Consider the following 11,648-nt stretch of genomic DNA (forward strand, 5'->3'; position numbering starts at 1 on the left):
GGCAGAGTCTATAACTTACTCTGTCTGTTTTTTATCATAATAAAATCAATAGTATTGAGCGTGCTGTTTAGAATGGTCTAGCTGTTCAGACTGGTTTAATTGTGGTGCCGAGGGATATTCGTCATCCTCTTCATCTTCAGTAAATGGCCAAGTCGCATCAGAGAAGACAATAACTTGTTTTTTACCGTCTTCTTCCACAATTTGATAAAACTGCGGCAAATTGAAATTGATAAAGTTAGCGCCGTAGGTAAAACGGTCATGGGAGGAAGAGTAGAATTTACTGACATCGCGCACCAGCTCTTCTTTGGAACCTTCACAATGAGAGTAAATTTCCACGCGATTCGCTTCATCCAATACGTAGATATTAAACCCTGTATTATCGGACGTATTCTCAAAGAAAAACTGCACAATCCCTTCACTGGCATAGCCATCCACAACCGCAGGAAGATGATTATCCCCTTTCGCTTGTAATTTTACCGGCCAACCATGCAGCTTGTTATGGGAGATTGCGCCGTAGAACTCAACGGCATTTTCGAGTTTTTGTACAGAGACGTTTAAGCGTTCAAAGAACAGGCCCCATGTTTGCCCTGCAATGCGTAATGCCTTAAAGCGACCAGGTTCATGACGATTGCTGGATAAGCGCAATTCAATGCATTCAGACACTAATTGCTGTACGCGAGTACGAATAAGCCCACGTAAATGCTCGCTATAACAGAATACTTCAACCGCTTCTGGTGGTGCCGCATCTTGATGCATTTTACCGAGGATGGTTTTCAGCGCTTCTAACATGCACTGCTCACCGCTGAAATGTAAGGTACGAACCTCATTCCATGAATTGCGATACAGAAGATCGATGCTGCTTATCAAACACTGCTGAGATTCACCAAAACTGAAAATATCCAGTTTTCTGAAATCCACATGCACCACCTGCTCAGAATAGACCTGTGTCGGGTCTTTTTCTAAGTTAACGATGATGGCTAAGTGGCGGATTTCACACGGGCTATACAGCGCTTTAGGGGTTGGAGCAGGCAATCTTATTGGAAAATGGCTCGATACATCATGCATTAATTCCAGTAACTTACGTTCATCACATTGGGATTTACCATGATGCATATGGACTTGCGTATTTTCAGTCAGTAACCCATTAAAATAGGCCCATGCCACCAGCTTATTCAAATAGCGGTTATATTCTAACGGTTGATGACCGATAATCGTGTCAATTTGCGGCGCTTGGTTATACAGATACCAGCCACTACGATTTGCGCGCCCTTCTGGCACATAAATAAATGTCAGGTGCTCTTCGCTAAGATCCGGTGAAATTTGTGGATTGACTAACGTCACTTTACCCGGTAAAGCTTCAAACGCAGCATATAACTTACGGGTTAATACCCCAATATCTTGTGGGCTAGCACTAACACTTAAATTATTACGACGGGCAAATCGAATTAAGTTACGGTAGCTTTGCATCATCGTATCGAGCAGCTCATTATGCGCTTCACGCACACGCTCAATTTTCCACTGGCTACGCGTATCTAACAACGCCAGACGCTCGGCGCTCCATCCCCACGACTCCACTAACTGGGACAGCACATCACGGCGCCAACCGGAACATTGGTCACCTTCATCTTCAGAAAGTTTTTCACAGACTTTTAAATAGAAACAGCGACGAATTAAATCCAAACGCGTGGAATCATTAATTTCAGTCAGATAACGGGTAACGCGCTCCAACATCAAACAGTATGAATCCAATCCATAACAGACGATTTCACCGGCATGTAAATGGCGTTTAAACTCCAACGCTAACAACTTGCCGTGCGGATAATCCCAAGAGTAGGACTCCAGCAAAATACTTTTCAACACCGCTTTATACGGGGAATCGACGCTTTTATATAGCTGCCACAAACTGGCACCAAAGTATTCCGCGGCTGACAATTCACCGAGGCCGCCTAAATCCAGCCATTCGTTCGGTGTCAGTACCCCTTGAGCATACAGCCCCATGACATATTCGTCATAATGTTGCTCTTCTTCAACAGGCACCATTGTCCATAACAGACGTTTCCCAGCCATACGTACCGCTGTACGGTAAAACTCATCCAGCAATAAAATATGTTGTGTGGAACCACAATCTTCACCACCAAGATGCCCACTCGCATTATGGCGAAAACGATTTTCATCGATTAAAAATACGGTGACATCAATGCCCAGCGAGGCTGCCCACTGTTCAATTAGCGTACACTTTTTCTGTAAAGATCGTTTTTCTTCGTTATCTAACCAAGAAGGATGACAAACCCACACATCAATATCAGAGCAGTGGCTTTGCCCCACAGAGGAGGTACTGCCCATTGAGTAAATGCCTGTAATTGGCAATTCACCATTAGCTTGGTTGTTTGTGGATAAGAAGCGTTCGAAAGGTTGTAACCATTTGAGTTGTTCTGCATCTGGCGAGAAGAAACAGACGCCATGAGGAACGTTGCCTTCAATATAACCCGGCATCATTGGATGATGATAATGAAACAAGACCGGCAGCAAGCTGTAAACCTTCGAAAAGGTTTCACTCATAGAAGCCGTCGCGCGTTCCAACCGTAATTGGTTTATCGCATCAAGTCTTTGCTTTAAAGTTTCAATATAGAGGTACAAAGGTTACGCCTGACTGAAAGAATGTAATGACAAACCTGGGGGAATTTTCCCAGCACCCAACAGATAGAGAAAAACTTAAATTACTTTTCAAAGGGATTGTCGGAAACGTGATCAATTTAACACCTTGGAGCAAAAGGGTAAAGTAGATCACATAATTTTTCCCGTCTATTTTTAGTACAAATTATTTTTCAACATATTGTATAAAAAGACTTTTTATTTTTGCATCGCGGAAATATCCCTTGTTTTTCAATGGAATAATATCACCATCATGGATTGTATAACAAAAAAGCAGCCTTAATCTAAATTCAGCCCAGTGCTGGCAGGGTCTACGCTTACACGCTTCAACAAAATTCCTGCAAAATAATGCCTATTGCAGTCCTAAAAAAGCACGAATAGCTAAAGAAATTTGTTATGTAGATCCTTTTTTAAGTCATTTTTTTCCAAGAAGCTCACAAAAAAGATGTAAAAAAGCGAACTTCACTTGATACATCTCATTCGTTCTTTCTTCTTATATTGCTCATTCTGCGACCAACTGGAAAAATTACCGCTAACATGTTAAAACTAACGCCAATTGTATGGTTAATCTGCGGCGATATTCGCCTGAGAAAACAGTGAAATGACATCAACAAATATCGTGCGTATCGCAACGCGTAAAAGCCCTCTTGCTCTATGGCAAGCTTATTTCGTAAAAGCAGAATTAGAGCAACGCCATCCCGGCTTACAGGTAGAGTTAGTCCCAATGGTCACCAAAGGGGACATTATTTTAGATACCCCATTAGCGAAAGTCGGTGGAAAAGGTTTATTCGTCAAAGAATTAGAGCTAGCTTTACTTGAAGGTCGCGCGGATATTGCCGTTCACTCGATGAAAGACGTGCCTGTAGAGTTCCCAGAAGGGTTAGGCTTAGTCACCATTTGTGAGCGCGAAGACCCACGAGATGCCTTCGTTTCTAACCATTATGCCAATATTGATGCACTCCCAGCGGGCAGCATCGTCGGTACATCCAGCTTACGCCGTCAGTGCCAGTTACGAGAATTACGTCCAGATTTAGTTATCCGTGACCTACGCGGCAACGTCGGTACCCGCCTGTCTAAACTCGACAATGGCGAATACGATGCCATTATCCTTGCGGTGGCAGGTCTAAAACGCTTAGAACTCGATGAGCGTATCAAAGCCGCACTGGAGCCAGAGCAATCTTTACCCGCTGTTGGACAAGGCGCCGTAGGTATCGAATGCCGATTAGATGATAAACGGACCCGTGACTTACTCGCAGCATTGAATCACGATGAAACCTCTGTGTGTGTCCTTGCTGAACGCGCAATGAACATGCGCCTTGAAGGTGGTTGCCAAGTCCCTATTGGGAGCTATGCTATTTGGCAAGAGGATAAAATCTGGTTACGCGCGCTCGTCGGTGCCCCAGATGGTAGCCAAGTCATTCGTGGAGAACGCTTAATCGCGCCTGCCGACGCAATCCAAGCCGGTATTTCTCTCGCGGAAGAGTTGCTTGATAATGGTGCTCGGGAAATTCTCGCGGAAGTCTATAAAGGCAATGCACCCGCATGAGAGTCCTTGTTACTCGCCCAGAGCCATCAGGCTCCGCGTTGATAACAGCCATTAATGCTACAGGGGGGCAGGCTTATCCGGCTCCCTTAATTACGATTGAAGCAGGTGCACAGCTCAACACTTTGTGCTCTCGCTTAGATGGATTATCGGAAAACGACCTCGTCTTTCTTTTATCTAAAAATGCCGTCTGGTATGCAAATTTAGCATTGGAACAAACAGGACGAGACTGGTCAGATAAGTTATCCTACTATGGTATAGGACAATCTACAGGTCACTATTTTCAGCAACTAACAGGACAAACTATCCGTTGGGCTGAAGCAGGAGAAACCAGCGAGGTGTTACTCACCCACCCTGGCCTGCAAAATTTAGTGGGGAAACGAGCCTTACTCTTGCGAGGTAATGGCGGTCGCGAACTCCTTGCCTCAACACTACGCACCCGAGGTGCAGATGTTGATTACTGCGAATGCTACGCAAGGCGACCTGTACACTATGATAAAACTGAGTTTAACCAAACTTGGTTTAACACGGATATCACCGACATTGTGGTTACAAGCGGTGAAATGTTGACCCTACTTAACGATTTGATTGCTGAAGATCTGCAACAATGGTGGTATTCCCGCCGACTACTGGTTGTCAGCGAACGAATTGCAGAAAAAGCCCGCCAAAGTGGGTGGCGTCGAGTCTGTGTGGCAACTAGCGCAGATAATCACGCTTTACTTGAAGCATTAATTTCAACCGATATGGGATGCTAATTTATGACGGAACAAGACAAAATTACCGATACTGTTAATGATGAAGCGGTGACAGAGAAAAAAGAAACTCGTCAGCCGACGCCTTCATCCAAACAGAAACGCCCTGGTCTTGCAGTCAGTGCGATCGCTATCGCCATTATCGTCGTCATGGGCGGCGGGGTGTACTACTTTACTCAGCAAAGCAATGCACAATTGGTTCATGACAATAACCAACTGAAACAACAAGTCAGTGAATTAGTTGAACAACAAAATGCCGATAGGCAACGTGTGGATGCGCTTATCGCGACCAACACAGAGCTGAAAAACCATGCGCGTGATTATGAAGATCAACTCAACCGTCGCATGCAAGAATTACAAGCTCACGTCACGGCACTTTCCAGTTCGGACGTAAAAAACTGGCTGATTGCCCAAGCTGATTTTATGGTGAAAATGGCTGGCCGCAAATTATGGAATGACCATGATCCTGTTACCGCTGCCGTACTACTCAAAAGCGCAGATACCAGTTTAGCGGAAATGAATGACCCGAGTTTGCTGGATATTCGTAAAGCTATCGCCAATGATATGAACAAGCTAGCTGCCATCAACCAAATTGACTATGACGGCATTATTTTGCGTTTGAATCAACTCAGTAATGATGTCGATAACTTACGCCTCGCTGATTTAAATAATGGCGATGCTCCTGAAGATACCGGCACTGATGTCAGTGACGATATTGCAGACTGGAAAGACAACCTCGCACGCAGCTGGAAAAGTTTCACAAGCGATTTTATCACCGTGCGCGCTCGTGATGGATCTGAAGCCCCATTGCTAGCCCCAAACCAAGATATTTATCTGCGTGAAAATATTCGCTCCCAATTGCTCATTGCAGCCCAAGCTGTACCGCGTTATCAAGAAGAGACATATAAACAATCTCTCGAACAAGCTTCTACGTGGGTACGCGCTTACTTCGATGTGGACGCACCAGCCACTAAAGCCTTTTTGACGGAACTCGATGATTTAATTAATCAACCGATTGATGCCGATATGCCTGAAGCTTTAGAAAGCCAAGCGAAGCTGGAAAAAGTGATGCAAACGCGAGTACGTAATTTATTATCTCAAAATCAAGAACCGACTGGCGTTTCCGAGGATGCCGCACTTGAGGCAGTAAAAGAAGCCGATAAAGCCGCCGACGAGACAACGGCTCCTGCAGATACGCAAACTAACAAACCGGACGTTGCCGTCGAAGCTCCCGTAACGGATGCGGCAAACGCCCCTGAGCATAAGGGGTGATCATGATTAAAGTCTTTGTTCTCTTTATCGTCCTGATTGCTGGCATTATCTTGGGTCCTCTATTAGCAGGGCACCAAGGCTATGTATTTATTCGTACCGATAGCTACGATATTACGACCAGCGTCACCAACCTTGTGTTGTGCTTTATCCTGCTGCAATTTGTTCTGTTATTCCTTGGATGGTGCTACCGCCGCTTTATGAGCACCACCTCACGGACAAAAGGCTGGTTCAGTGGCCATAAATATCAGAAAGCACACACTCAAACTCAAAAAGCCTTGCTCAAATTAGCTGAAGGAGATTTAGAGCAAGTTGAGAAATTAATGAGTAAGCACGCTGATTTCTCTCAGCAACCAGTGATTAACTACTTGATGGCCGCAGAAGCCGCCCAGCAACGTGGGGATAGTTATCGTACCCATCAATATTTAGATAGAGCGGCTGAAGCCGCAGGTAAAGATCAACTTCCCGTGGATATTAGCCGTGTTCGCATCCAATTGGCGGAAGGCGAAATTCATGCTGCCCGTAATGGCATCGACAAGCTACTCGACCAAGCACCACGTCACCCAGAGATTTTACGTTTAGCTGAACAAGCATACTTAGGTACTGGAGCATACCAAGCGCTCATTGAGCTGCTGCCGATTATGGCGAAAGTCCAATTACACAATGAAGATGAACTGGAAGCGTTAAAACTCAAATCGTACAAAGGACTCATGAACCAATGTATGGCTGAAGGTGGTAGCGATGGTTTGAAAAATTGGTGGAAAGCTCAGCCGCGTAAAGTTCGCCATGAAGTCCCTTTACAAGCTTTCTTAGCTGAGCATTTAATTGAATGTGGTGATACGCGCAGCGCAGAAAAAATGATCATCGATGGATTGAAGCAGCAATATGACGAACGTCTATTGTTGTTGATCCCGAAATTACAGAGCGAGCAGCCTGAAGCGATTGAAAAAATACTGTTAAGCCTCGTCAAACAATCTGGTGCGACACCATTACTCAATAGCACATTAGGGATCCTTGCACTTCAACATGCCCAATGGGAAAAAGCAGAAACCTACTTTAAAGCCGCATTGGCGCAGCGTTTTGATGCCTATGATGCTGCTTGGTTAGCCGATGCTTATGACAAGCTACACAAACCGAATGAAGCAGCGAAAATTCGCCAAGAGGCGCTCACTCACTCCCTCAAGCAAGAGCGAGCAAAAGGATAAATTTTTAATTCATTCATTAAGCTTTGATCTAAAACGCCTCCTAGTCCGAGGCGTTTTTTATGTCTACAGTTTGGATCTTTACTATTTATCTCAAAAAGATAGTCTCTGAGAGCGTCACTTTTAGCGAATCAAGGCAAACCGCATATTGCTATATTATAAAAGGGTCACATAGTGTATAAATAATCGTATACATTTTCGTTTTGAATGAATTCAGGATAAAGATATGAATGTAGTGAAAACTCTCTGGCGTTGGATTGTAGCGAGCCAAAATCGTTTACAGATCTTTTTTGACCTGCTACTTCTGATTTTATCCCCGTTTATTTTTATTTCGATCATTGGCTTCAATACTGCCGATCTGAATAAAGATATCTTTATTATTACCTTTATTATTATTGCCTATACCTATGTGACTCGCTGGATCAGTAAGTGGTTAAGCAAAGAGAAAAAAGCGTAAGCGAGAAGATAATGTTTCTTTCCTAATGCTCATCTGGTTAGGAAAGAAAATGACAACCCAAGATTGATACAAAAAAAAACACCTGCCGAAGCAGGTGTAAATAACAATCAGGTCTACAGACGGATGGTGCCTCACTCAACGTTTCGCCCGTTCGCTGATGGTAAGAGGATTAACTCTTGATCATCTAAATTGGACAATAGGCACCGATAATCGGCTTTGCGTCATCCCTGGGTTTATGAAGCTAGGCTGTCATAATAAGTGGGATGAGCATCTACATAATAGATAATGCAGAATGCGTGCCAACTTTCAAATCACCCAAAATTTTTCTTTTTTCAACCCGCAACTACCCTGCTTTTAAACGATATTTTTATTTCTTACTTATTGTGATTTTTTAATACCTCATTCTGACTAAATTCCATTCTGTTCGATTCAGCTATTTTGTCTCAATTTAGAGACAGCTTAGAATGCCTATTAATTTATTCATATAAATCAACCATTAAAGTGTCTCTTTTTGACGACATGGAAATAGGGGTTTGTATCGGATCTGCGACAAATATTTTTATTGATTAAAAACATAATGTTATAAACACATTCAGATAAGAACCATTCTTGTTAAAAGCGATACCGGAGATATCAGAATAAAGATAATAAAAAAACAGATTCAAGGATAAAGATAATAAAAAAACAGATTCAAGGATAAAGATAAGAAGATAAGAATATTGAAAGGAAAAAACAGGTTAGAAATGATTACAGTTTTAAAATGCAAAAACCCCGCTCGATTGAGCGGGGTTCTTTAAATTGGTCGGCGAGAGAGGATTCGAACCTCCGACCCACTGGTCCCAAACCAGTTGCGCTACCAAGCTGCGCTACTCGCCGAAATTTAACTGCTTAAGGCAGTAACTCGACATCATTTTTTTCGTGGTGCGAAAGGGGGGACTTGAACCCCCACGTCCATAGGACACTAACACCTGAAGCTAGCGCGTCTACCAATTCCGCCACCCTCGCAATGTCACAAAAAAAATGGGGTGGCTAATGGGACTCGAACCCACGACAACTGGAATCACAATCCAGGGCTCTACCAACTGAGCTATAGCCACCATAACTTCACTTATTTCAAAGTGTTGTCATACTACTACATACAACTTTGTTTTGCCACCGTAGCTTGTCACCTTTTGATGGTGCGCCCGACAGGATTCGAACCTGAGACCTCTGCCTCCGGAGGGCAGCGCTCTATCCAGCTGAGCTACGGGCGCTTAACGCCGTTGCGGGAGAGGATAGTACGGATTTATCCCCCTGCTGTCTAGTCCTTTTTTCAATAAAATTATCGATTGCTTGCCTTTTATCCATTTCGTCGAGAAAGAGAGCATTTTTTCCCTCTCTCTCGTCTATTAGATGAAATTTTACTCACAAAATATTTTTACGATGGGCTTTTATCGTGGCGACTAAAGCTGCGGATCACAAAATAAAGTCCTGAAACCGTCAATAAAAAGATAGCCCCTACAATCAGTGACAAACGCGTTTCTGGGTTAATCCCCATTCCCACCAACACACAGGCTAAAAATAGCAGTGTGGCGTAGTTTACCCATGGAAACAGAATTGATTTAAACGTATGTCCTGCCATCTGCTGCTGGTTCTGCTTACGAAAACGTAGCTGGCTGGTCAAGATCACGAGCCACGGCACCATTCCCGGCAAGACGCTCGCACTATACACATACACAAACACCTGCTCTGGATTTGGAATGATGTAATTCAAGCTCGACCCAGCGACTAAACATAAGATAGTAAAACCGACACAACGCGCTGGAACGCCATTTTTCGTTAGTTTTAATAATCCATTCGGTAACTGCTTATTCTGCGCCAGCGCGTATAGCATACGCCCGCCGCTGTACATGCCGCTATTGCAGCCAGACAATGCTGCAGTGAGCACCACAAAGTTAATGACCGCGGCTGCTGAGACAATCCCCACTTTAGCGAATGTCATCACAAACGGGCTGCCTTGTTGCCCGACTTCCGTCCACGGGAACAGCGTCACCACAATAAAAATGGCGCCGACATAGAAAATAAGAATGCGCCACAGAATATTATTGATGGCTTTTTTCAGTGTCACTTGTGGGTTTTTGGCTTCTCCTGCGGTGATCCCGACGAGCTCAACACCTTGATAAGATGCCACCACGATACACAACGCAAATAAGAAACCTTTCCAGCCGCCAGCAAAGAATCCGCCATGCTCGGTCAAGTTAGCCAATCCAATCGGTTCGAAATTATTGCCAAGACCAAAGAAAATTAGCCCCAAACCAATCAAAATCATCACGACGATCGTGGTCACTTTGATCATCGCAAACCAAAATTCCAGCTCGCCGTATAGCCTCACTGCGGCGAGGTTTGCCAGTGCCACCAACGCAACGGCAACCATCGCAAATATCCACTGAGGCACATCAGGGAACCAATACTTTGCATATTCCCCTATTGCGGTTATCTCTGAAATTCCAACCGCGACCCACATAAACCAATAACCCCACGCGGTTAAACATCCCCAAAAAGGGCTTAAATATTTATAACCAAATGAAGCAAATGAACCAGTGACTGGCTCTAGAAAGAGCATTTCGCCCATAGAACGCATGATGAAGAAGACAAATAGCCCTGCGATAATATACGCCAGTAGTACGGATGGCCCCGCCCACTTCAACGTACTCGCTGAGCCCATAAATAGCCCAACTCCAATTGTTCCGCCCAAAGCAATCAGCTCAATATGACGGGCTTCTAGCCCTCGCTGAAGACCTTGCTGTGGCTTATCCATAATTTCCCCTGTCGATAATAACCATTCGATATTCGCAGCTCTAATAGCCATAACTTTTTAGTCATCGCGGCTGGTTGTCGAAAATAAAATAAAAAATACAATCCCCCAAGATACCGTGAGATCCCTTAGGTTGCATCTATTTTTGAACAATTACAGGTATATTTGAAGCGAGAATGGAGGCGCCAGAAATAAATAAACCCGCATTACGCGGGTCTATTCAGTAAGAAGAAGGCTTAAAGCTTACCACCGTAGTAGTAGCCTAAAAACTTCAGCAATTTAAACTGTCGTTTAATTCGCGTTGGTTGGGAAAGTAAGCGATACAGCCATTCTAGCCCTAAGTTTTGCCAGACTTTAGGCGCACGCTTAACGTGACCGGTAAACACGTCATAAGTCCCACCGACGCCCATATACAGCGCATCAGGATGCACGACACGGCAATCACGCATAAAGATTTCTTGCTTCGGAGAGCCCATCGCCACGGTCACAATCTTGGCACCACTCGCGTGAATACGCTCAAACAGCGCACTGCGATCTTCTGCCGTAAAGTAGCCATCTTGGGAATCCACAATGTTGACATTCCATTGTGCGCGTAGCTTCGCTTTAGTTTGCTCAAGAATTTCTGGCTTACCACCGACTAAAAATACTGGCGTGCCTTCTTTTCCTGCGCGCTCCATCAAGCCTTCCCATAAATCGGCACCTGCCACACGAGAAACCTCGGCTTTCGGGTATTTACGGCGAATAGCACGCACAATGCTGATCCCATCTGCATAAAGATATTCCGCCTGCCCTAATAAGGTATTCAGCGCGGTATCTTGCTCTGCGATCATCACTTTTTCTGCGTTGATAGCCACAAGTGTGCCTGTTTTGGTCTTACCGTCAGCAAACAGATAGTCCAAGAAATGGGCCATGTTTTTAAAGCCCCAAATATTATGACCTCTGATGCTATATTGAGGAATTGACGACTGTTCCATGATGC

8 protein-coding genes and 4 tRNA genes are annotated in these 11,648 nt (G+C 44.3%); 5 read left to right on the forward strand and 7 right to left on the reverse strand.

Going from position 1 to position 11,648, the window contains the following annotated elements; translation table 11 throughout:
- Positions 1 to 45: 45 nt before the first annotated feature.
- A complete protein-coding gene (locus H0913_RS17515) occupies positions 46 to 2,637 on the reverse strand; it encodes a class I adenylate cyclase (protein ID WP_154603080.1) in 2,592 nt (863 codons plus the stop codon).
- A 616-nt stretch (positions 2,638 to 3,253) separates the two neighbouring features.
- Between H0913_RS17515 and hemC the strand changes: the two genes are divergently transcribed.
- The 5 genes from hemC (at position 3,254) to H0913_RS17540 (ending at position 7,875) form a co-directional block, all read left to right on the forward strand.
- On the forward strand, positions 3,254 to 4,198 hold the full coding sequence (gene hemC / locus H0913_RS17520; RefSeq protein WP_154603081.1) for a hydroxymethylbilane synthase: 945 nt from the start codon (positions 3,254 to 3,256) through the stop codon (positions 4,196 to 4,198).
- Complete coding sequence (locus H0913_RS17525) at positions 4,195 to 4,950, forward strand: uroporphyrinogen-III synthase (protein WP_154603082.1); 756 nt, start codon at positions 4,195 to 4,197, stop codon at positions 4,948 to 4,950. The genes hemC and H0913_RS17525 overlap by 4 nt, the downstream gene beginning before the upstream one ends.
- A gap of 3 nt (positions 4,951 to 4,953) precedes the next feature.
- Entirely contained in the window at positions 4,954 to 6,219 is a 1,266-nt protein-coding gene (hemX, locus tag H0913_RS17530; protein ID WP_181477689.1) for a uroporphyrinogen-III C-methyltransferase, read from the forward strand.
- A 2-nt stretch (positions 6,220 to 6,221) separates the two neighbouring features.
- On the forward strand, positions 6,222 to 7,421 hold the full coding sequence (gene hemY / locus H0913_RS17535) for a protoheme IX biogenesis protein HemY (RefSeq protein WP_154603084.1): 1,200 nt from the start codon (positions 6,222 to 6,224) through the stop codon (positions 7,419 to 7,421).
- A 223-nt stretch (positions 7,422 to 7,644) separates the two neighbouring features.
- Positions 7,645 to 7,875, forward strand: coding sequence for a DUF4014 domain-containing protein (locus H0913_RS17540; RefSeq protein WP_006658197.1), 231 nt, complete (start codon positions 7,645 to 7,647; stop codon positions 7,873 to 7,875).
- A 799-nt stretch (positions 7,876 to 8,674) separates the two neighbouring features.
- Here H0913_RS17540 and H0913_RS17545 read toward each other — a convergent pair.
- The 6 genes from H0913_RS17545 to wecG all read right to left on the reverse strand — a co-directional run bounded on the left by H0913_RS17545 (position 8,675) and on the right by wecG (position 11,643).
- Positions 8,675 to 8,751: transfer RNA gene (locus H0913_RS17545), tRNA-Pro, on the reverse strand.
- A 43-nt stretch (positions 8,752 to 8,794) separates the two neighbouring features.
- A tRNA-Leu gene (locus H0913_RS17550) sits at positions 8,795 to 8,880 on the reverse strand.
- A 16-nt stretch (positions 8,881 to 8,896) separates the two neighbouring features.
- Positions 8,897 to 8,972 (reverse strand) — tRNA-His (locus H0913_RS17555).
- A 79-nt stretch (positions 8,973 to 9,051) separates the two neighbouring features.
- Positions 9,052 to 9,128, reverse strand: a tRNA-Arg gene (locus tag H0913_RS17560).
- A gap of 164 nt (positions 9,129 to 9,292) precedes the next feature.
- Positions 9,293 to 10,672 carry a bifunctional threonine/serine APC transporter ThrP gene (gene thrP / locus H0913_RS17565; protein WP_181478847.1) on the reverse strand — a complete coding sequence of 460 codons (1,380 nt, stop codon included), beginning with the start codon at positions 10,670 to 10,672 and terminating at the stop codon, positions 9,293 to 9,295.
- A 233-nt stretch (positions 10,673 to 10,905) separates the two neighbouring features.
- Positions 10,906 to 11,643, reverse strand: coding sequence for a lipopolysaccharide N-acetylmannosaminouronosyltransferase (wecG, locus tag H0913_RS17570; RefSeq protein WP_036948834.1), 738 nt, complete (start codon positions 11,641 to 11,643; stop codon positions 10,906 to 10,908).
- Between the last annotated feature and the right edge of the window lie 5 nt (positions 11,644 to 11,648).

This window comes from Providencia rettgeri (genome assembly GCF_013702265.1).
Lineage (GTDB): Bacteria > Pseudomonadota > Gammaproteobacteria > Enterobacterales > Enterobacteriaceae > Providencia > Providencia zhijiangensis.

Coding starts and splice junctions, on each gene's coding strand:
- hemC (WP_154603081.1), top strand. CDS start 3,254: ATGACATCAACAAATATCGTGCGTATCGCAACGCGTAAAAGCCCTCTT.
- H0913_RS17525 (WP_154603082.1), top strand. CDS start 4,195: ATGAGAGTCCTTGTTACTCGCCCAGAGCCATCAGGCTCCGCGTTGATA.
- hemX (WP_181477689.1), top strand. CDS start 4,954: ATGACGGAACAAGACAAAATTACCGATACTGTTAATGATGAAGCGGTG.
- hemY (WP_154603084.1), top strand. CDS start 6,222: ATGATTAAAGTCTTTGTTCTCTTTATCGTCCTGATTGCTGGCATTATC.
- H0913_RS17540 (WP_006658197.1), top strand. CDS start 7,645: ATGAATGTAGTGAAAACTCTCTGGCGTTGGATTGTAGCGAGCCAAAAT.
- thrP (WP_181478847.1), bottom strand. CDS start 10,672: ATGGATAAGCCACAGCAAGGTCTTCAGCGAGGGCTAGAAGCCCGTCAT.
- wecG (WP_036948834.1), bottom strand. CDS start 11,643: ATGGAACAGTCGTCAATTCCTCAATATAGCATCAGAGGTCATAATATT.